This is a genomic window from Paenibacillus sp. FSL L8-0638 (genome assembly GCF_038593075.1).
Classification (GTDB): Bacteria; Bacillota; Bacilli; order Paenibacillales; family Paenibacillaceae; genus Paenibacillus; species Paenibacillus polymyxa_D.
The window spans coordinates 717,500-738,989 of sequence record NZ_CP151960.1 but is presented as its reverse complement, the minus strand read 5'-3'; the positions used below and the strand labels follow the sequence as shown (position 1 = coordinate 738,989).

Here is a 21,490-nt window from a genome sequence, read left to right as displayed (position 1 = left end):
TATTCCCACCTCCCCAGCTTACAGCGCCGCCGATCTTTTGTAACACCACGGCTCTTCGGCCATGAAATTGCCGCCGCTGTAATAGTACGATCTCGCCCGGCAGCCGCCACAAATGCCCACATCGGGGCAGGAGCCGCATTCTCCTTCATATTTCTTGAAGTCCCTTAAATCCCGAAACACCGGATTATCCCGCCATATTTCATCAAAAGGCTGCTCGCGAACATTCCCCACCTTGACCGGCAGGTACGGACAAATATGCACCTCGCCACTCGGCAGCACAGAACAATAGGAGACCCCGGCCAGACAACCGCGCGTGTACCGCATTTCCAGCCCCATGCTCTTGGCAAGCGGCATGAACTGGGGAGCGCATGTCGGTTTGATTTCAAGGGATGTTGATTTCTGTTTGGACAGAACACTGCGCAGAACCGAGTAATACCGTTCCCGCTTCAGCCCGTCTTCTTCGATATGGACGGCCCGTCCGGTCGGGACGAGAAAGAACGGGTGCAGAGAGGACACATGAAGCTCCTCGGCAAGCTGGGCAACCTGCACGAAGTCATCCATATTTCCCTCGGTCAGCGTCATGTTAATCTGCACTCTCAGCCCGGCTTCCCGGGCATAACGAATGCCCTCCAATGCTTGCTGCCAGCCTTCTGGCGCATTCCTGAACCGGTTGTGATACTCAGGCGTGGCGCTGTCTATGCTGATCGCAATGCCCCCCAGCCCTGCTTTTTTCAGCTCCGCAGCTTTGGCGGCGGTCAGAAGCGTGCCGTTGCTGCCAAGTGCGGGACGAAGGCCGATAGACGAGGCATACGCGATCAATTCGCAGAGATCTTCACGGATCAAGGGCTCGCCGCCGCTGAATATGAGAAGCTTGAATCCAGCCTGCTTGATCTGATCAATGAGCCGGATGCCTTCCTCCGTGGTTAGCTGGTCTTCTACAGACGATGTCGGCCCCGAGTCGCGATAGCAGTGTTCGCAGTATAAATTGCATTTCTTGGTCACATTCCAGGAAACGAGCATGCGTATTCAGCCTTCCTTTCCAGTGTTATACGATTCCAATTTCACGGTCACTTAAATAACAGGATGGGTCCTCCGCCCAGAAATCACCGCTTACCGAAGCCCGGGCCCGGAAATTCCCGTTACAGATATCCAGCCAATTGCATTCTCTGCAGCGTCCCTTTAGCAGCGGTTTACGGTCGCGCAGGCCGACCATTAGCGGATGAGCGGCATCACGCCAAATCTCGCTGAATTTCTGCTTGCGGATATTACCGATTTCGATATCTCTCGTGAACTGATCGGGATAGACGTTGCCGTGCCAATCCACGCAGCCGATGGCTATTCCGGAACGGTTGCCGCCGTTTCTCTGAAGCAAGCCAAGCAGTTCAGCTGCGCGCTCCGGGTCGCGCTCCATCATCCGCTGGTATAAGTAAACGCCATCCGCATGGTTATCAACGGTGAGCAATTCCACCGGTTTGCCTTTGCCATGCAGGTCCATCGTTTTAGCCATAATCCGGTCAAGAGCATGCCGGGATTGTTCATGGGTAACATCCTCTTGCTGCAGGGCGCTCCCGCGGCCGGAATAGACGAGATGGTAGAAGCAGGCCCGAGGAATATTTTCCCGCTCGATCAAATCAAGGACACCATCCAAGTCTTCATATGTATGTCTGCTGATCGTGAACCGGACCCCTACCTTCTGGCCGATGACCAAGCAGTTTCGGATACCCTGAAGCGCCTGCTTAAAGGCTCCTTTTCGCCCGCGAAATTCATCATGGCGCTCTTCCAGCCCATCCAGGCTTACACCGACATATTTAACCCCTGCTTCTTTTAGCATCTTCGCTCTGTCCATGGTAATCAATGTGCCATTGGTCGATACTACCGGCCGAAGCCCTTTGCTTGACGCATAAGAAATCAGCTCATAAATATCTTTGCGGATCAGAGGCTCTCCACCGGAAAAAAGCAGTACCGGCACCTGGAAGGCGGCCAGATTATCAATAAATACCTTAGCTTCCTCCGTCGACATTTCATCGGGATCATGGGCAGGACAGGCATTCGCATAACAATGTTTACAGGTTAAGTTGCAAGCCCGTGTCGAATTCCATACGACGACAGGCCCTCTGCCCGCGGAAACGCCATGAGGTTTGTAGCCCGGCTTAATGGTATAACGAAGGTCATCGCCTTCTCCCTTCATACCGGTAAGTAGTTTCGTTACATTAATCATTTCCGTTCCCTCATCTCCCTATAATTAGATACCAGTTCTTTTTATCTTAAGATAACTTGTGAGAATAAGGATATGCGCTATTATCTTGCTCTCGCGCCGCATTAATGCTTGGGTCTGCAATAAGAAGAAACGTCTGACGGCGTCTTATTAGAGCTTATGCTTCCGAAGTAGCGATATGAGTATCGCTTTTAGGTACGTTTACCCGTAATGCTGCGGGTATCAAAAAGGTCGTGGCCGAAATGACTTTTTCTTACAGCTGAAAAAGTGCTAGCAGGTTTCACGGTTACACACAGCCATGACATTCAGCGTGAAATTTGGCAAAAGTATATATTTGTTGCCAGCATGAGCGGAACACTTCTGGCATTGGCTAATCGTAATATGTCATATCCGATACTTGAAACGGTGTATGCCCGATTAAAGGTCTATGAGCGTTTGCTGGACACAACTAATATTAGATAACTGGTGAATTCCTGCCGTTGAATATGTAGTAGGTGGCCATTCAAATAAGCAGATCCTTCTATGATGAAGGATCTGCTTTGGATTTTCCTATACCTGTCCTCTGCATGCTTGCTCAAGCCCTTGAAGTAATGCCTCCATTTCCTGTCTAGTTTCAGCGTTTGTAATGATGCCTTCTGAGTTCAGCTTTAATGTGATATGCGGAATAATGACCTTTCCATTCTCCACAATCTCTGCGTTGATCATTTGCAATGTGAGCAGCAGCGAGGCATGCGCCAGATGGCCGCCCATAGGAGACGGTGACGCGCTAATGACCGCTGTTGGTTTATTTACAAATTCACCTGAAGATACAAGCCAATCCAAGGCATTTTTCAAAGCACCCGGTACCCCATTTCCATATTCCGGTGTACAGATCAGCACTCCATCCACTTGTTTCAATTGTTCCCGTAGCCCTCTTACGGAAGCTGGCCCCTCATCTACATCCAAGTCAGGGTTAAAATGCGGGAGATCTTCCAACCCATCATAGACTGTGAACATCATATTTTCAGAAGCCAGCCCCATAGTAGCCTTCATAAGTGCTGTATTGGAGGACTTTTGACGAAGGCTACCCGATATAGCCAATACCTTAATTTTCTGTTCCAACCGTATCATCTCATTTCTCCGAACTTGATTTGATCTTGCATATTCAGTGTACTATAGCTAACAAGAGAATTAAAAAGTGGATGAGCGTCAGCGATTTTTCCTGTGAACAAAAGGGCAATAAAAAAATACCTGCGGTTTCGCAGGCATTTGTGATATATCAATAGTCACTATACTAGGGTGGAGTCTGTATTGCTGAATCAAGTATCCTTCTCTTGCTTGCGTTTTATCCCAATCAGATCAAGGAAGAAAACAAACAACGGAATACCTACAATCAAGCCCCAAATTCCAATCAGATGCTCAGAGAAAATAAGTACGACAAAGGTAAAGAAGATCGGTAAATTCGTTTTGGATGACATCAGCTTCGGATTTAAGAAATAGGCCTCAATCGCATGAATCACCACGATCAATATAACCAGATAAATTACATATTGAATGCCACCGACACTGAAAGCGATCAGGCCGAGCGGTGCCAGTGAGATAAACACACCTGCCACCGGAACCAATCCCAGTACGAAAATGATGAGCGCAAGACCGAGCAGATTAGGGAAGCCCATAATCCAGAGCGCAATCGTGGTCAATATACAGTTAATAAGTGAAATCAGCAGTTGAGCCTCCAATACCTTCCCGAACGTACCCAGAAACATACGGCCAAAATGACCCACTTCCTTGAAAAACCAGCCCAGCTTGCTATCTACAAACGTAGCTGTAAAGCGTGTAATATAGGATTTTTCCATCAGGAAGAACAAGCTCAAAATAATTGACACCAGAAGCTGTGTTCCCAATTGACTGACCTTCATCACTGCACTCAGGCCAGGCTCAAATAGCCGCTGAACATTCAGTGTGTCCATAAATTCGATAATCGTTTCGTTCCATTGATTACGATCAGGATACATATACGCTTGCTGAATCATGAGATACACCTGCTTGACCTGTACAATGATTAGCGGCACCATTCGGTAAACGCCCCACACCATAATCAGGATCAGCAGACCATACACCAGTAGCAGCACGACCATTGACGGTACATTGACGAACCGCTTGACCAGCTTATTCACTCCGTTATATATACTGCCAATCAAGATCGTAAGCAGCAGTGTTAACAACATAATATTCATCATGCTTCTTAACATAAACAACAGCAAAACGATTATCGCAAGGACGGCTATCCGCCTGACGCCCGCATGATTCATCCAGTTTCTTACCATTCGTCTTTATTCCCTCTCTCCCACTTGACTGTCACCCTTTGCAATCTTTCCCGGCATTAACTTTCTCTTTTTAACAATTTACTGTTAGCGATCAATAGAGAACCTACCATGACTAGAATAGCAATGGACCACCAGAATGTATTTTTAGCATCATCATGGTCCACAATAATGAGCCTGATGACGGCCGTAATCCCAATATAGATGAAATAACGTAATGGAAAATGAAAATTGGTTTTAAAGTACTTAACTATTAATGCTATGAATTCAAAATATAAGAAAAATACAAGCAACTCTTCCGTGAATTCATAGTAATTTTTGTCGGCCTCTGTGTACAAAAAAACATAAGAAAAAATGGACCATGTTTCTTTTAGAAGTAAGAAGCTTAAAATCAGCCCGACCAGAAATAGCGAGATATTTAAGATCATTTGCAGAAAACCAGGTAACTTCTCAATATACTTCATTAATGCATTCAATACAGATCCCCTCACTGGTTGTACAATATCATCTTTATTTATATTATCGGTGGTATACGTGAAAAATGCTACATTACTTTTGGGGTCACCTTAATGAAAGTTTATATTCGCCCCTGCAATATAACCAATGGAGATAAAAATAAGCGTCCATATCAGAGAACCTGCGCTTGCCACCAGCATATATTTTCGGACAGGCATCGCACTAAGCCCTGACAAATAGCTTGTTGCATGTCTGACTCCTGGGATAAAATAACCAAACAAAATGGTCCACAACCCAAAGCGCGCAAACCACCCCTTAACTCTTGCAAATCGCTTCGGTGTCAATCCAACCCACTTGCCGTGCTTATCCACCAAAGGCTGACCCAGCTTTTTGCCTAGTGTGTAGCTGATCATCATCCCTGTCATTGCACCGATGAAGCTGACTAAGATAGACACCGAATAATTCAGTACCATAATAGAAGATAAATAGCCGACAAACACCATAATAATTTCATCTGGAACCGGTAGGCCAATAATCCCAAGAGCAAGAAGAGCAAAAATAGCGATATATCCGTATTGTGTAATCATGCTGATGGCCCATTCCATAGGAGCGCCACCTCCTGACCGATTATTTTTTGAAGGACGGGAAGGGAATACGGCTAACCATCAGGAACGACAGCACTACCATTAACGCAAGCAACAACCCCGGCTTCAAATGCTCACTCCATAAAAACATAAAGGACAAAATCACTCCCGCCGCCGTAATCGGCATACCCACAAAGCCTTTACTAAAAGCCATTAGGTTGAATCTTGCCAATCTTACCGCACCACATATGACAAACAAAACAGCCACAAGTGGTCCTACCCAATGGGTATCTCCCAGCTTGTATAACAAGATCAAGAAAGCAGGGGCAACCCCAAATGAGACCACATCCGCCAGCGAATCGAGCTGTTTGCCAAAATCACTGGAACAATGCAGCAGCCTTGCCAGTAAACCGTCTAATACATCCCATAAAGCAGCCACCACCACGAGAATAAAGGCGGTCATGTATTGCTCATGAATCGTGAAATACAGGGATAAGACCCCTGCCCCCAGGTTTGCAATCGTGCATAGTGAGGGCAACCAATTCCATTTCATACTCTTAACTCCTTTGCCATAGCTTAGCCTCCGAATATAACAACAAAACGGACGCCGTCCTTGGTATTCTCCACCTTAAAGTGGAATTCGTGCAAATCCAAAATTCGTTTGACGATCGACAGCCCGAGCCCTGTCCCACCTGTCTGGCGGCTTCGGGACAGCTCAGCCCGGTAAAAGCGATCCCATATCTGCTCCAGTTGATCATCAGGAATGGTCTCACCTTTATTTTCAATGGAAAAGGAACTGATTTCCCCATCACCTTCGATACGAATCGTGATTGAGCTTCCTTCCTCAGCATGTCGTATGGCATTGACAACAAAGTTGATAATCACCTGTTCCATCCATCCTACATCGGCATGGATCGGCATCTCATTGGCGGGGATAATGACTACTTCCAGCTTTTTCTCCTTCAACAAGTGGAATAGCTTGTCCACGACCTCCTCCACCAGCTCACTCAAGATAAAGGTCGTCTTGCGAAGCTTGAGAGTACCCGATTCCAATTTGGCGAGGTCCAGCATATCTTTGACCAATCGCTCCATTTTGTCCGCTTCCTCTACAATGACTTTCATATAATGATCCTGCTTCCCGGCGCTAACCCCATCTTGTAATCCTTCTGCGAAGCCTTTAATGATACTCAGCGGAGTTTTCAGTTCATGAGAAGCGTTGGCAAAAAAGTCTTGTTGCACAGCCTCCATCCTCTGCTTCTGTTCCATATCCTCCACTAATTGCTGATTGGCCTCCTGAAGCTCGCGCAAAGCGGTGTCCAGGTTCTGGGACAGGGTATACATGCTGTAGGACAAGCTGCCCAGTTCATCATTCTGCCGGATTGGTGTATGGGCTGTAAAATCGAGCTTAGCCATCCGCTTGGCGGTATTATTCAAAGCAATGAGCGGACGGGTTACCATTCGGGAATAGAACAGGGACAAAATCAGAATGAGTGCAAATCCGCTGATCCCCAGATACAGATAAAACCAGCGCAAAGCCTCATTCGTCTCACTGATTTCCTGCAACGATGTCACAGTGAACAGGAGGTCGATCTCGCCTGTGCTCTGACGAACAGGATGGACTATAACTGCATTGCGTACCCCTGTCCAAGGTTCCGTCCAATCTTCCTCCAACACTTCGAAATTCTTAAGCTTCTCCAGATGCGACTGTGATAAAGGGAACCATTCCTCCAGCGCACTAAACAGTAAACCTTGTCGCTGACTCCATGTTTTCAGATCCGGCAGTACAATCTCTGTCACCGTACCGGAAAACCTTACACTGCCACCTGTGCTTGCCTCTTCCAAAGTTGATCCTATACTTTTGAAGCCAAGCTTCTGTATGCCGGTTGGATAAATTAAATTGGCGGAGGATATGCCTTCCGTTCCCAATCCCTCACCTTCAACCGTTACCGTATCGCCAGGCTGAATCCGGGCAGCTCTCAGCTCATCTCCATACTCACTCATAAACAGAGACAGCGATATTTTAACGATTTTACCATCTGCTTTTCTTACATTGATATGAAACGCATCATCCAGCTTTACTTTGCCGTCCAGCGTTACAATCGCCAACTGGTTTTTATTCTGAAGCATAAAACGAGCTGCCTCACGCGAAACCCTGCCCGATCCCCAGGCCTCCTGGACATAACTTTGACCGAAGCTTTGCAAACGACTTTCCACACGCCCAATCTTCTGTTTCTGATAAAAATTTTCAAAAAACAACAATTGACTTAAAATCACCATACCGTAAAAACACAGGAAAAACACAACCGTCATAATGAACAACTTAAAGGTAACTCCCCGTTTGTTCATTCTTCCTCCTCAAACCTGTAGCCAGTACCAAAAATAGTGCGGATATGGCGTGATTCACGGCCCAGCTTACTTCTCAGCTTTTTGATATGCGTATCGACAACTCGTGTATCTCCTTCAAAGTCGATACCCCACACTCGGTTCAGTATCGCATCCCGTGAAATAACGATGCCTTTATTATGTATAAGCAGCCGCAGCAGCTCATACTCCTTGGGCGTCAGTTCGACTTCTGCCTGATCCACCTCAAGCCGATGAGCCATCGTGTTGAGAATGGCACTACCGAACCGCAAGATATGCGACTCTGGCTGCACATGTCCTTCCACCCGTTTCATCAGCGCGTTCGCGCGAGCAATCAGCACCTTGGGGCTGAATGGTTTGGTCACGTAATCATCGGCTCCTAGTTCAAAGCCTAATATTTTATCATCATCACCGGATTTGGCTGTCAACAAAATGATCGGCACACCTGAACGGCTGCGCACCTGGCGGCACACCTCCCAACCATCCAGTTCCGGCATCATAATATCGAGTATAATCAGGTCAGGCTGCACCGAATCAAACCAGATAAGTGCATCTTTTCCATTGCCTGCTTCATAGACTTCCCAATTATTTTGTTTAAAATAATCCGCAATCACTTCACGAATACGTATTTCATCCTCGACAAGAAGAACTCTTTTCTTCAATCGACTTCCCTCTTTCGGTCATTCTAGGACACCAGTATATCAAAGACATGTGTACTTTATGTGTTCTCACCACTTCTTATTTACTGAAACTTCCCATCCGCAAATTCAACCTTGGATTAGGGCAAATTTGTCATCGCTCAGACCATCTCTTCCTCTAAGATCCTACCCTATAATAAGTTGAGATACAAAAAGCCTGACAGGAGGGTAACACATGAGCAATCAAACCATTCAGTGGTTTTCCACTTCCAAAGCTAAAGCTTGGCAATCCCAAGCTCACCATTTGACCGATACCCAAGAGAGTGCCAACCTAATCCTTACAGGAGAAACATATCAGCTTGTAGAAGGCTTCGGCGGCTGTTTTAATGAATTAGGTTATGTGGCCCTGAATCATTTGAAAAAGGACGACCGAGATCGGGTGCTTCATTCTCTCTTTCACCCAGAGGGCGAGCACAAATTCACGATATGCCGACTTCCTATTGGAGCGAGTGACTACGCGCTGGAATGGTATAGCCACAATGAAACAGACGGCGACGTGGAGATGAAGCATTTTTCCATTGAGCGTGATCAGCAATATCTCATTCCTTTTATTCGGGAAGCATTACAACGCAATCCGGACTTAAAGCTGTTCGCTTCACCTTGGAGCCCGCCGACATGGATGAAATCACCGAAAGCCTACAATTACGGCACGCTGCGCTGGGAAAAGGATATTTTGAAAGCGTATGCATTGTATTTTGTCAAATTTGTTCAGGCTTACCGGGAGGCAGGTATTACGATCCATCAGATTCATGTTCAAAATGAGGTCATTGCCGATCAGAAGTTTCCTTCCTGTGTATGGACCGGAGAGCAACTGCGTGAATTTATTCGCGACTATTTGGGTCCTGCTTTTGAGGAACACGGACTGGATACGGAAATTTGGCTGGGCACCATTAACGCACCCGATCCGTGGGAGGAATTAATGAAAAAGACTTCGACCGGATTCGATGAGTATGCCCATACCGTGTTAAGTGACCCCGAGGCCTACAAATATATTAAAGGTGTAGGCTACCAGTGGGCAGGCAAAAATGCCATTCAGCGCACCGTTGCCAGTTATCCTGAGCTTCGTTACATGCAAACCGAAAATGAATGCGGTAACGGAGAGAACTCATGGGACTACGCCAAATATGTATATAATCTGTACCAGCACTACTTCACCAATGGTGTGAATGCTTATATTTACTGGAATATGGTTTTGGAACCGAAAGGCAAGAGCACATGGGGCTGGGAGCAAAATTCGATGATTACCGTTGATCCAGCGGATCAAAAACCTATCCTGAATCCAGAGTATTATGTCATGAAGCATTTTTCTCATTTTGTATTACCGGGTGCCCGACGCATCGGACTTCGCGGCTCATGGACTGGAGATGCAGTTGCTTTTCAAAATACAGACGGGCAAAAGGTGCTAGTCATCGCCAACCCCTTCAGGGAATCTCGGGTACTGAACCTGTCTATCGGAGAAACAACACACCGTTTGGAACTGGAGCCAGAGTCCTTTAATACGATCGTGATTCCTTCTTAACGCCGCAGTTTTCTGGAATTATGCATATATTAGGAATATTACGTTCCTGTTTTCCGGTCCTGCGTAATCATCATGCTTCACTGTCCAGTCGATCTGTATCCATATACGTATGCATAGTTTCCAAAATGGATGTATATCCTTTTGCGTATAGTAACTATAAATAGTATACTTGGAATAACTACGGAAAGGAGGTCGATGAATATCACTACTGTAAAAGACCGGATTGATTTGAAGCTGATTAATTGTGATAAGGAATTGACTCTCGCGGTCATCGGTGGAAAATGGAAGCTGATTATTTTGTGGCATCTCGGTATGGAAGGCACCAAGCGGTTTGGTGAATTGAAGAAGCTGATCCCCCATATTACGCAAAAAATGCTGACTAACCAATTGCGCGAGCTGGAAGAAGATAAACTCATTCTACGTAAAGTCTATCCTGTCGTCCCTCCGCATGTGGAATATTCACTGACAGAGCATGGCGAAAGCCTGATTCCGGTACTGAGAGCAATGTACGATTGGGGATCAAACTATCGCGAGAACGTGATTTGGAAAGAAGAAGAAGCGGTTCAAGACGTCACACCCGTGTGACCAGCAAACAAGCATTTTGCGAAATGCTGAACTATATTTCACGTAGAAACAGCCTCGGGAGATCTGGGGTTGTTTTTTTGTGATATAAAGACGTTCCCCAAGATAATAAAAGATATGGATGCAAGTATCCGTTTCCATTGGCATTAAAGCTCGTTTTCCGCTACATATCCTCATTTTACACTTGTATTCGTGATTTACATTACATCCGCTGTGACGTATGATTCTTCCATCCCTATTTACAGTGAACTCGAGAAGGAGGCCATTCTAGCATGAGCATGACGCTTGCCCAGCCCACAACGTCCCAAGCGACCCAATTACGCATTGGTTCCATGGAAATGATTCAATACGATTATCGTCAATTTCCTGACTCGAAACCCTATCAACACCATTGCTGTGGCTTGCTTACTATGTCGTGTAACGGCGCTCAAGGTCTGGCAGAATATGAGCTGCCTGAAATTAAAGGCGCCTTTGACCTCGTCCGCTGGGCTTCCGTGTTTACCTCACTCAAGGGTCTGTCCTTAACCGAGGCTGAGCAATATATTCAGCACCACGCTGATCACTGGGGGCCTGATAAAACAGAGCTGGCTCTATCTGCCTTATCCGATCTGACTACCCATGCGAACCTGCACATCTTCTCTCCATCAGCGACCATCCTCCCCTCTCGAATTAGTCGTTCGTATCTTATCGAGCATGGTCTGGTCTACTATTCATTCTAAATATCGTCCACCACTCCATTAGCAATCCACTTTTCAGTTCACGCAAAAAAGCCTGAGACTGTTTATCACAGGCCAGGCTTTTACACTTTCAGCACAGAGTTGATCACACTTGCAGTTTACCTGCACGAATATCGTCTGTCATTCCTTCATAAGGTGCTTGGGAAATTAATTGTTCGTTGTTCACACCCGCATTTTCGATGAATGTAATATCTGCAAATTCAGGCACCACATACTTTGGATACGTTTCATACTTTTCACGCGATTCTTCCATTAGCGGAATAAAATCGTTTTGGTAGCGCACAGTGATTTCCGGATGCTCATGAACCCATTTAGGGAAGAAAATAATGCCGTGCATACGTTTTTCCTCAGGCATAAAATTCAGAGACACGTCAGTGCCTGTCGGTTCGGTCCACGATACTTTATACACGTTTTCCACCAGTTTCGCCAGATTGACCTTCTGATCACGTACCCAGCGGCCACCTACCATACCACTATGAATGCGATAATCGATCGTATCTTCATTTTTAATATATATTTCATACTCCCAACCATTCTCATAGGTGTAAATCATGTGGCTGCCGATAAACTTGTCCATCTTGCATCCTTCTTTCCTAAATTATAATTTTTCATGAATTGAATAGGATACCAAAGATAATAAATATTCAATTCAAAACATGTAAATATAAACATGTTCTTAACTACATATAAATTGTAGCACTGTGGTATACTAGTGTCAAATACCGTTTTACGAGGAGAGCTACGTTGAAACGCACTTTAAAATATGCCATTTTGGGCCTAGTTCACAAAGAGGAAATGAGCGGCTACGATATTACGAGCCAATTCAAGCAGGAAATCGGACAATTTTGGAGCGCCAAACACAGTCAGATTTATCCCGAGTTAAAAAGGCTGACTGAAGAGGGACTCATTGAATATCGCACCTCCATTACAGGAGCCAAGCTGGAAAAAAAATTGTACTGCATTACCCCCAAAGGAACCCAAGAGCTGACCGAATGGCTGCTAAGCCCCAAGGAGTTACCGGAAACGGAAAAAGATGAGTTTATGCTTATGCTGTATTTCTCAGCGGCCATCCCCAAGGAAGAGAACAAGCAATTGTTCGAGGACCAGATTGCCAAACGTAAAGAAAAACTGGAGTATCTGTACGAAAGTAAAAAATCCCTCCAACAGCTGGACGACAACATTCAATCCCCCGGCTCTAACCAATTCGGGCATTATCTGGTGCTGAGCCGTGCCATTAATCGGGAAGAAAGCTATATTACGTGGCTGGAAGAAACACTGTTCCTGTTTGAATAGCCTAAAAAAACTTCAACGCCACGTAGATTCGTGGTATTGAAGTTTTTTCTAAAATACGTGCAGGCTAGTCTGCCGTCGTAATCGAAGAGCCGTAATCCTCAATATGGATATCTGTGCTAAACCGTACAGGAATGGTGCTAAAAGTGGTATCCCAATCCTTTTTGACCTTACGCCAAACTTTAGGATGCTGAATCCTCAAGGCTTCTCCGAAACCTCCGACGTCAACCTTCAGCTTTTGCATTTTAGCTAACGTTTGTTCAGCTAATGAATTCACTTTCTCCTGAAAAAGACTCTCTTCTTGTCCAAGCACTTTGTTGTTGCGCAAATTTTCATTCTTTATGTGCACCTCCGAAATGCGTCCCTCTGAGGTCATTTTTACCTGAAAGAAAATGTCATCCCCCTGAACGATGGCCTTAATCTTGCTTTTCACCGCTTTGATCTCATATGCTATATTTTTTCCAGTCTTCGGATCGCTGCTTTTCAGCACGCCTCCCTTCAGATCGCCTTTGATCCACATAAGACCCTCAACCTCTGACTCATTCAGATAACCACCGTAGGTTTGCGTCTTTCCCTTAATGATTCCCGCACCTGCGAGCTTGATTTCATTCTCCGCCGTAATGACATTAGGTAATATAAAGCTTCTTTCACCCTTCATGGGTCCGATCACTTTAGCCAAAGCCACGGGCTTTATCAACCGTGCGTTCCGTTTACGGTTTTGGAATATATCCTTTAAAATATAAGCAGGAATCTGACCAGGAATTTTCTCCTGAAGCGTATTCCCCGCCTTGTCTGTACTAATCAGCAACTGTACGCTGAGCCGAATATCATTATCCCCCAAGGAAAAGTCCAGTAACTCATACAAGGGAATCTTGCGAAGCAGACTTGAGCTGATAATAATCGTTTTCAAATGTTGCCCGATGGGAGGACGATTAGTCCGCAATGAAATTTCTCTGATCATTTCAAAAATGGAATCTCCCGTTTCCGTAATATTAAAAAATTTTTTAGCTTGTGGAGAAGAAGTGTTGGAGCCACCGCTTTCTTCTGGAATGATAAATTGAAAGGTTCCTGTAATTAACTCCTTCTTTGGATAATCTCCTCCTTTTCGATTAATTTGTTCTTCTTGCAAAGATTCTTCCGCTATATCCATAGCAATGCCTGTCACCAGATTCAGATCCTCCACCGGAGAACTGCTCCAGCAGCCTGAAAGTATACTGCATATCAGGAGAGCAGCCATTCCGAGTAATGCTGACCGTGCCCTCGTCATGACCGCACCCTCCTCCAGCGAGAAATAAGCAGCAGTGGCAGTGGAAGCAGAGCGAATAAAATGAAAGCTGCATTCCCCAGGATCGTTCCAAAAGAAAATAACTCATTCAGATTTTTGGGAATTTGGGACAGGAAGTAGATGATCGGAAGCAAAATGAACAGTGTCTTGGAATAAGAGCTATTCAAAATTTGAGAAACTCCGAGCGAAGCGCAATAAAAAGCAATACTAAATGTGGAAAAAATTTGCATGATCCAAATGGTCAACAATAAGGATTCGAACCGTTCCAATAACAGGTACTCCACTTCAAAACTACGAGCCAAATCTAAAAATGGCCAGGTTCTGCTCAAGACTCCTTCGAACGAAAAAGCGCCAATGCACAGGATCAGCGTTGCTGTATAAAAAGCGACCGCGATCCCGATCGCCAGTCCGATTGCCTTGGTTGCTTTCTCGGGTTTTTCCATCCGACAAAAAATAATCAGCAAGGACTCTGTCCCCGTTAATGTCAGGATTGTAGTCTTGAGAGTTTTAAGCACTGGCATTACCCCCTCCGACAAAACAGGACGCAAATTATTTACTTCAAAAATATTTAAACTCAGCAAGCATATCAACAAAAAGATAGCTGCCGTAATGGGGAATATTAATTGACACATTTTACCTAACGATCCCACCCCTCCCATGCATAGGTACAGAGAGAGCCACATAAAAGGTGCTGAAATCGCCCACGCCGGAGTGCCTTCAAGCAGAAAGAACGACGTTACTTCCTCCACAGATCGGATTTCAAATGCGGCTATACAAACAAAATAAATAACAATCAGCATGCCAATTCCTTTGCCAATGACTTTGCCTGTTATCCGCTGAACATACTGATAAAAGGTACTTTCTGGAAACCGTGAACTTAGTTTGATGATAATCCATCCAACCAAGAAAGTGGCCGCCCCTGCTAAAATGACAGATATCCACGCGTCCGGTGTTTTTGCAACTTCAGTTGCTACTCTGGGAAGGGTAAGCAACCCGGCAGCCAGCATAAAGGAAACCACAATTGCCGTTGTCTGTAACGTTGTAATCTTATCTGCTTTTTTCCCACGGGCCATCTTGCTCCCTCCTGTGTTGAGCTCATCCTTGTCGCTTAGGGTCTTTATGCTTCAATAGAATGGGTCTATTTTTCATAAATTGCAGCGGTGCTCGTATGAAGTAATCTTTCCAGTCTTTCAACGAACGGGGGGTCGTTAGACTAAGGAACGGCACACCGAAGCTGTGTAATTTAACCATATGAATACTTAGCATTAGGAAAAACATGATTACGCCATACAACCCGAAGGTGGCCGCCGTAAACATGGCTCCAAAGCGCATGACACGCATGGAAATCCCAGCGCTGTATACAGGGGCTGAAAAGGAAGAAATCGCCGTAACAGCCACCACAATAACGAGAATCGGGCTTACAATCCCAGCGTCAACAGCGGCCTGTCCAATAATCAAACCGCCAACGATGCCCATCGCTGGACCGATGGGTTTGGGGAGCCGAAGTCCTGCCTCGCGTAAAATTTCGATGGAGATTTCCATAATCAGGGCCTCAATCAGTGTCGAAAATGGGACCCCCTGTCTCGCACTGATAATCGAAATGACCAGCTTGGTTGGAATCAATCCGGGATGAAACGAGATAAAGGAGATATAGAGCGCCGGGGCAAACAGCGATATGAAGGTTGCCATAAAACGGAGGAACCGAATAAGCGACCCCGGTATCCATCGTTCATAATAATCTTCTGGAGACTGAAGCATCATCCCGTACGTTACTGGCATAAGAAGCGCAAAAGGTGTACCGTCCAGCAGAATCGCCACACGTCCCTCCAGTAATGCAGCCATGACCCGATCCGGTCTCTCCGTATTTTGAATTTGCAGAAAGGGGCTAAGAAAATTATCCTCAATAAGCTGCTCCACATAGCCCGACTCCAGCACCTCATCCATATCAATGGTTTGGACCCGCCGCTTCACCTCATCTACAAGCTCCGGGTCGGCAATATCTCTGAAATACACCACCATTAGCTGTTTTTCCACTCTTTTTCCAACTTTGAAGGACGACATAGCCAGTTCCGTACTTTCTCCATGTCTGCGCAGCATTGCCGTATTATCGCTGAGGGTCTCGGTAAAACCTACTCGCGGTCCTCGCAGCACCGATTCCGATATAGGGTCTTCCACCCCTCGTGTATTCCCTTTGGGTGTACCCAACACAAAAGCCCCTGGTATGCCCTGAATTATGAGTATGACAGAACCAAACAGCACTTTTTGCAAGGAGAACTGCACCTCTAACGTATACTCTGTCTCCGATACCAGCATGACCTGACGAATAAACATATCCCGAAGCTCTTCTCCTCTCGGAAGATCTTCCCCCCCTTGCCCGGAACTCCCCCAATCCATCAGTGGCTTTAAAATGTTCTGATCCATGCCAACCTTATCTGTTAATCCATCCACAAAAAAAAGTGTACCTACAGCGTTCAGTTTTTCCAGAAAAATAGATCGTTCGTTTACATCCGACATATCCGAGACAGCTTGTCTGACTTTTTCTATATTCGCCTCATAATCTTCGGTAAAGGTTCCCTTTTCCTTCTCAGCCTCACTGACAGACGGATTACGATCTGCCTGCTCCGAACGATCTTCTTCTTCTAAAAGCTTTAATCGTTCCATACGTCTGCTCTCTCGACCATCCAGCGCTTTGAGTTGTCGTACTGTCATAAAAATAACCAAAGGTATGATGAACAAAAAGATGGCTTCCACCCACACATTCCATTTGGGCGCATGAGTTCCGATGACCTGCCACACGTTCTTTCCTCCCTCACTTCCATAGGATTTGTATATAGATTTACCTGGATTAGAAAAAAGATGCATGAAAGATGGACCAGATGGAATAAATTTCTTTACTCACAAAAGGAATAAAAAGGTGAATTTGATAGATGAACTGTATTGCAAAAGTGGAAATCCATGATAATATCTATTCATTCTATGACTAATGTCACAAATTTGTTGAATTCGTGGGCCATTATTCGAAATCTAAAAGGAGTTGTAGGTATGAAGAATCATTATTGGAAGAAAACCGCTGTGTTGAGTTTGTTAGCGGTCATTTTGTTAGGGGGAACGGCGATCAGTCCCAAACAGGCTCAAGCATCGCCCGAGCCTTATATTGGGGAAATTACGATGTACCCGTATACGTACGCTCCTAAGGGCTGGATAAAATGCGAGGGTCAGCTCCTGGATATTTCTCAGAATTCAGTATTATTCAGCCTGCTGGGCACTAATTTTGGCGGTGATGGAGTGCGTACATTTGCATTGCCTGACTTGCGCGGAGCTTCCCCGTTGCCGAATGTAAACTACTACATCGCTACCGAGGGGCCATACCCTTCCCGCCCATAATATAAATACATCAATATGTGTGCTATTTAATAAAGAAGAGGTGATGGCGTGCTTGAAGGCAATAGCTTCACACGCAATAAGTTAAAACCCTACCGTGTGCTGGTTCCACTCATGCCATTGATCGGTGGTGCGTTCCTGCTCATAGGGACGAATGAAGCCCATGCTGCTGGTTGGGAAAATGTAGTGTTTAACAAACCAACAACGTCAAGTGGCTACACCCAGCCCTATGATCCCTCCAAGGCTGTGGATGGGTCAATCGAACCGACAAGCCGCTGGTATCAAGCGAGCAACGGTGAAAAATGGATTCAGGTAGATCTGAGAGACTGGTATATCGTAGATCGATATGTTGTTACAGGTATGGGTGTCCATTATGGGTGGAACGATCAACGTGATCCATACAGTTTCCGATTGCAGACAAGCAGCAACGGAATTAATTGGGTGACTGTTGATACCGTCCAGAATAATGGAAGCTCTAATGTTGAAAAGAGCATTGCCCCTGTAACTACACGATACTTGCGATTAACTATTGATCAAGGAAATGCAAGAAACAATCAATGGGCTTCCATCATGGAATTCGCAGCTTATGGGGAGCGATTGCCTATTCCACAGGCTCCGGGCCATTTTGCAGGAACCAAAAATGCAAATACAGTGGAGTTAAGCTGGGATGCTGTTCCTTATGCAACATCATACAAAGTCATACGAGATAGCGTAACGCTCTATACAGGCAGCTTAACCCAATTCATAGACACTTCAGCATTGCCGCCAGGTGAAGCAATTTATACGGTTCAGGCTGTGAATGCTAAAGGGGAGAGCACTCCCTCAGAGGTTAAAGTGATTATACTTACCGATGCCGAGAGAGTTGCACAGACAAAAGCCACTCTTGCTTTAGGCTTCGCATCTGGAGATACAGCTGATTCGGTATCTCAAAATCTTACACTACCCCTCACTGGATTGAATGATACGACGGTGAGCTGGAGTTCGGATACTCCTGACGTCATTACGAATGAGGGGGCTGTCACACGCCCGCGGTACGATCTGGGTGACCGAAAAGTAAAACTGACAGCTACGATTGCAAAAGGAACCGCCTCGGATACTCAAACTTTCGAAGTTACCGTACCGAAGAAAACTGCACAAGATACATTGGATCAAGCAGCAGACGCCCTCTCGCTTGGCGATTTGTCTGCGCTGACAGAAAATATATCTCTCCCATTATCCGGTTATGGTGGTACGCAGATCGAATGGTCCTCGTCCAAACCTCTTGTCATTGCAGCAGATGGAACACTCACCAGACCCTCTTATAGTAGTGGAGATACTGACGTTATCCTAACGGCTACCCTGCAACTTGCAGGCTTAACGAAAACAAAGAATTTTACTGCGCATGTATTCCGTCTGCCCATGAGCGATACAGAAGCCGTTGACGCAGCATACAGGACGCTTGAGTTGCCAATGACTACAGTAACCGGAGACGTATATTTGCCAAAAAACGCATTGAATGGTGTTCAGGTGTCATGGTCATCGACTCAGCCCCAGTTCCTGGATCATACGGGGCATGTAACATTCCCAAGCTATGTGCAAGGCGATCAGACCATCACGCTGGAAGCAGTTGTGTCACGAGGCGGGGTTGAGCTGCGAAAAACATTCAGCCTGCTCGTGCCCGCACTGCCCGTAAGTGCTGATGAAGCCGTAAATTTGGCAGCAAATACACTAAATTTGGATTATTCGCAAGGGATTAAGGATTCCATTGCTCTGCCTCGTACAGGAGCATTTGACACCCAGATTGACTGGTCTTCGGATCAACCAGATATCCTCAGCAACAGCGGTCAGGTGAATCGGCCTAAATATACAGACGGTGATGCGAATGTACAATTAATTGCCATTATTTCTAAAGGTGCAGCTTCTGTACAAAGAACATTCACGATCACAGTGCTGAAGGCATTGCCGAATACACCTTACGTACGATTGAACGGCAGTAATCCAATTGTTCTGGAAACCGGCGACAGCTTCACTGATCCAGGAGCCAGCGTACTGGACAGTGTTTACGGCAATATCCTGCTCCCTGAGCTTTCAGGTAGCGGGAATGTTGATACAAATGTACCTGGTGTATATGTATTGAACTATGCTTATAGCGACAACGGGGGTTGGACGGCAGAGCCTGCAGAACGCCATATAAACGTGCTGCCTCGTGCTGTTACAGCCGCAGCAGGCAATGAGGATATAGCCTCTGTGATCGTTACAGGCGCCTTACCGAACGCACGGCTTGAGCTGTACAATGCTCAGCAGGAGCTTATAGCGGAAGGAATTGCTTCCGGAGAGGGTAGATATACATTTATACCCGTTCCTGAAGGAGCCAGCTACTATGTGCTACAGAACATAAATGGCATGAAGAGCGCTCCGTCAGGGCTGGTGTATCCACAAGGGTTAACTGCGCAGCGCGTTGCCGATTCCATCACAAACATACCCGCTCCTACAACAAGTGATACACTGCTCAGGTTGCCTGTTGTACCTGATGGTTTCCGTGTGACTATCAGCAGCAGTAGCCAGCCAGACATCGTGCGTACAGACGGAACTATTGTTCAAACAGGTACTCCTTCCGTTGTAACTATCATGCTGGATGTTATGAGGGTAAGTGATGGTTCTCATGCTTTGACGCAAGCCATAGAAGTCACCGTTCCTGCCAAGGAAATTGCGAATACAGGCAAATCTAACAAAGATAAGACTGAGGATCTATCTGCTTTCGTGCCACAGATCGGATTTTCCGAACAAGGGAAAGAGTTCTCCCTCTTTGTTCCTTCGCCGGCATTTCTGGATGAGCAGATACAGCAAGCACTTCGTGAGGGCAAAGCATACGCAGACATTCGTTTGGAGCAGGAAAAACAAATGAGTCGTGTTCTCCTTCCTCATTCTTTACTGAATAAGTGGGATAAGATTGGTGCATCGGTAATATCCCGATATGGAACACTGAGGATATCCAGTGACACCTTAACCAGCATGGCCTCAGGTCAGCAGGACGTTACATTGTCATTCCAGCAGGTAGATGTACAGCGTGCACAGCAGATCCGTGATTGGGCTGAGCAACAATCCAGCCTGACGCTGATGGGTCCGGTTACAGACATCAAAGCCAATGTGATAGGGACATCGACCATCATTCTACCGCTGGATAACGAATCCTTAGGTGAGTTACACAATGCAGAGCCCCAGTTCTCCATTCTTGTTATTCATGAGAATGGCGAGCGTGAGATTCTAAAAGGTACTGCTGTAATGGATTCAAACGGGATTTTGTCGGGTGTGAGTCTGAATACGACCGGGTTAGGTACCTTTGCCATCGCCACAGATGCAAAGCCTCAAACCGATCATACCCGTGTGCAAAATGCCCCAATCAATTCGTCAGATTCGCAAGAGCTAGCTCAAGTATGGCCAGATGTACAAGGCCATTGGGCTGCGAAGTCCTTGCAATCTCTTGCAGACAAAGGCTGGATACAAGGCTATAAAGACGGCAACATACGTCCTGAGCGCGCTGTAAGCCGTGCAGAATTTGTAGCCATACTGACCAGAGCATTGGGAACTGCTGGAGATGAGAGCCCTTCTACCTCATTTACAGATATGAAGGGACACTGGGCTGGATCAGCTGTGGATTCTGCTTACCGTCAGGGATGGATTCAAGGGCTAACCGCTCAAACTTTCGGACCTGATGAGAGCCTTACCCGTGAACAGGCGATGGTGATCCTGTCACACGCGATTCAGAATCAGACATCCATTTCCAGCACTACTGCACTGCAATCCTACAAGGATGAGCAGCAGATTTCAGCGTGGGCCTCCGCAGCATTCCAAAATGCAGTATCCTCCAGCTGGATCAGCGGTTATCCAGATGGAACGCTCAAGCCAAAAGCGGCTATCAGCAGAGGTGAGATGGCTGAACTGTTAGTACGTATGCTTAAATAAGAATTTTCAAGTTTCATAGATCAGATGAGTATAGCCAATACAACGCGGCCTCCAAGCTTTTCGGGGGCCGTATTTTTTATGTGTATTTTACGTACGAGCCTTCAACAATCATTTTTGCTTGGTTATTCACCCTTTTC

Annotated in this window: 19 protein-coding genes; 6 read left to right on the top strand and 13 right to left on the bottom strand. The window is 46.0% G+C overall.

The window, feature by feature from the left end; genetic code table 11:
- Nucleotides 1-18: 18 nt before the first annotated feature.
- From MKY35_RS03275 to MKY35_RS03235, 9 genes are all read right to left on the bottom strand, one after another.
- Entirely contained in the window at nt 19-1,020 is a 1,002-nt protein-coding gene (locus MKY35_RS03275) for a radical SAM protein (RefSeq protein ID WP_039270523.1), read from the bottom strand.
- A 25-nt stretch (nt 1,021-1,045) separates the two neighbouring features.
- Nucleotides 1,046-2,218 (bottom strand): radical SAM protein, encoded by a 1,173-nt coding sequence (locus tag MKY35_RS03270; protein WP_342445585.1) that lies wholly within the window; start codon nt 2,216-2,218, stop codon nt 1,046-1,048.
- Nucleotides 2,219-2,764: 546 nt separating this feature from the next.
- The gene (locus MKY35_RS03265; RefSeq protein WP_029515862.1) at nt 2,765-3,325 is read right to left on the bottom strand and encodes an NADPH-dependent FMN reductase; all 561 of its coding nucleotides are present in this window, start codon (nt 3,323-3,325) and stop codon (nt 2,765-2,767) included.
- A 188-nt stretch (nt 3,326-3,513) separates the two neighbouring features.
- On the bottom strand, nt 3,514-4,521 hold the full coding sequence (locus MKY35_RS03260; protein WP_029515863.1) for an AI-2E family transporter: 1,008 nt from the start codon (nt 4,519-4,521) through the stop codon (nt 3,514-3,516).
- 56 nt (nt 4,522-4,577) lie between these two features.
- Nucleotides 4,578-4,994 carry a phosphate-starvation-inducible protein PsiE gene (gene psiE, locus MKY35_RS03255; RefSeq protein ID WP_029515864.1) on the bottom strand — a complete coding sequence of 139 codons (417 nt, stop codon included), beginning with the start codon at nt 4,992-4,994 and terminating at the stop codon, nt 4,578-4,580.
- A 90-nt stretch (nt 4,995-5,084) separates the two neighbouring features.
- On the bottom strand, nt 5,085-5,579 hold the full coding sequence (locus MKY35_RS03250; protein WP_029515865.1) for a DedA family protein: 495 nt from the start codon (nt 5,577-5,579) through the stop codon (nt 5,085-5,087).
- Between the two features lie 22 nt (nt 5,580-5,601).
- The gene (pssA, locus tag MKY35_RS03245) at nt 5,602-6,111 is read right to left on the bottom strand and encodes a CDP-diacylglycerol--serine O-phosphatidyltransferase (protein ID WP_029515866.1); all 510 of its coding nucleotides are present in this window, start codon (nt 6,109-6,111) and stop codon (nt 5,602-5,604) included.
- 23 nt (nt 6,112-6,134) lie between these two features.
- On the bottom strand, nt 6,135-7,904 hold the full coding sequence (locus MKY35_RS03240; RefSeq protein ID WP_342445584.1) for a HAMP domain-containing sensor histidine kinase: 1,770 nt from the start codon (nt 7,902-7,904) through the stop codon (nt 6,135-6,137).
- Nucleotides 7,901-8,581 carry a response regulator transcription factor gene (locus MKY35_RS03235; protein WP_029515868.1) on the bottom strand — a complete coding sequence of 227 codons (681 nt, stop codon included), beginning with the start codon at nt 8,579-8,581 and terminating at the stop codon, nt 7,901-7,903. The genes MKY35_RS03240 and MKY35_RS03235 overlap by 4 nt, the downstream gene beginning before the upstream one ends.
- A 211-nt stretch (nt 8,582-8,792) precedes the next feature.
- Here MKY35_RS03235 and MKY35_RS03230 point away from each other — a divergent pair, with 211 nt between their 5' ends.
- The 3 genes from MKY35_RS03230 (at nt 8,793) to MKY35_RS03220 (ending at nt 11,437) form a co-directional block, all read left to right on the top strand.
- Nucleotides 8,793-10,136 carry a glycoside hydrolase family 30 protein gene (locus MKY35_RS03230; protein WP_342445583.1) on the top strand — a complete coding sequence of 448 codons (1,344 nt, stop codon included), beginning with the start codon at nt 8,793-8,795 and terminating at the stop codon, nt 10,134-10,136.
- A gap of 195 nt (nt 10,137-10,331) precedes the next feature.
- Nucleotides 10,332-10,721, top strand: a complete 390-nt coding sequence (locus MKY35_RS03225; RefSeq protein ID WP_029515870.1) for a winged helix-turn-helix transcriptional regulator — start codon at nt 10,332-10,334, stop codon at nt 10,719-10,721.
- Nucleotides 10,722-10,990: 269 nt separating this feature from the next.
- Nucleotides 10,991-11,437 (top strand): hypothetical protein, encoded by a 447-nt coding sequence (locus tag MKY35_RS03220; RefSeq protein ID WP_322251882.1) that lies wholly within the window; start codon nt 10,991-10,993, stop codon nt 11,435-11,437.
- Nucleotides 11,438-11,540: 103 nt separating this feature from the next.
- Here the strand turns inward: MKY35_RS03220 and MKY35_RS03215 are convergent, their stop codons facing one another.
- Nucleotides 11,541-12,032, bottom strand: coding sequence for a phenolic acid decarboxylase (locus MKY35_RS03215; RefSeq protein ID WP_029515872.1), 492 nt, complete (start codon nt 12,030-12,032; stop codon nt 11,541-11,543).
- 167 nt (nt 12,033-12,199) lie between these two features.
- On the opposite strand from MKY35_RS03215, the gene MKY35_RS03210 reads away from it, so the two are divergent.
- Nucleotides 12,200-12,748, top strand: a complete 549-nt coding sequence (locus tag MKY35_RS03210; RefSeq protein ID WP_342445582.1) for a PadR family transcriptional regulator — start codon at nt 12,200-12,202, stop codon at nt 12,746-12,748.
- Between the two features lie 64 nt (nt 12,749-12,812).
- Here MKY35_RS03210 and MKY35_RS03205 read toward each other — a convergent pair whose 3' ends face one another.
- The 3 genes from MKY35_RS03205 to MKY35_RS03195 are packed head-to-tail and all read right to left on the bottom strand — an operon-like array spanning nt 12,813 to nt 16,826.
- Nucleotides 12,813-14,012, bottom strand: coding sequence for a Ger(x)C family spore germination protein (locus MKY35_RS03205; RefSeq protein WP_342445581.1), 1,200 nt, complete (start codon nt 14,010-14,012; stop codon nt 12,813-12,815).
- On the bottom strand, nt 14,009-15,103 hold the full coding sequence (locus MKY35_RS03200; protein ID WP_342445580.1) for a GerAB/ArcD/ProY family transporter: 1,095 nt from the start codon (nt 15,101-15,103) through the stop codon (nt 14,009-14,011). The genes MKY35_RS03205 and MKY35_RS03200 overlap by 4 nt, the downstream gene beginning before the upstream one ends.
- 22 nt (nt 15,104-15,125) lie before the next feature.
- Entirely contained in the window at nt 15,126-16,826 is a 1,701-nt protein-coding gene (locus MKY35_RS03195) for a spore germination protein (protein ID WP_342445579.1), read from the bottom strand.
- Between the two features lie 246 nt (nt 16,827-17,072).
- On the opposite strand from MKY35_RS03195, the gene MKY35_RS03190 reads away from it, so the two are divergent.
- Together MKY35_RS03190 and MKY35_RS03185 are read left to right on the top strand one after the other, a co-directional pair.
- Complete coding sequence (locus MKY35_RS03190; protein ID WP_342445578.1) at nt 17,073-17,414, top strand: tail fiber protein; 342 nt, start codon at nt 17,073-17,075, stop codon at nt 17,412-17,414.
- Between the two features lie 48 nt (nt 17,415-17,462).
- Complete coding sequence (locus MKY35_RS03185; RefSeq protein ID WP_342445577.1) at nt 17,463-21,353, top strand: immunoglobulin-like domain-containing protein; 3,891 nt, start codon at nt 17,463-17,465, stop codon at nt 21,351-21,353.
- Nucleotides 21,354-21,490: the final 137 nt, after the last annotated feature.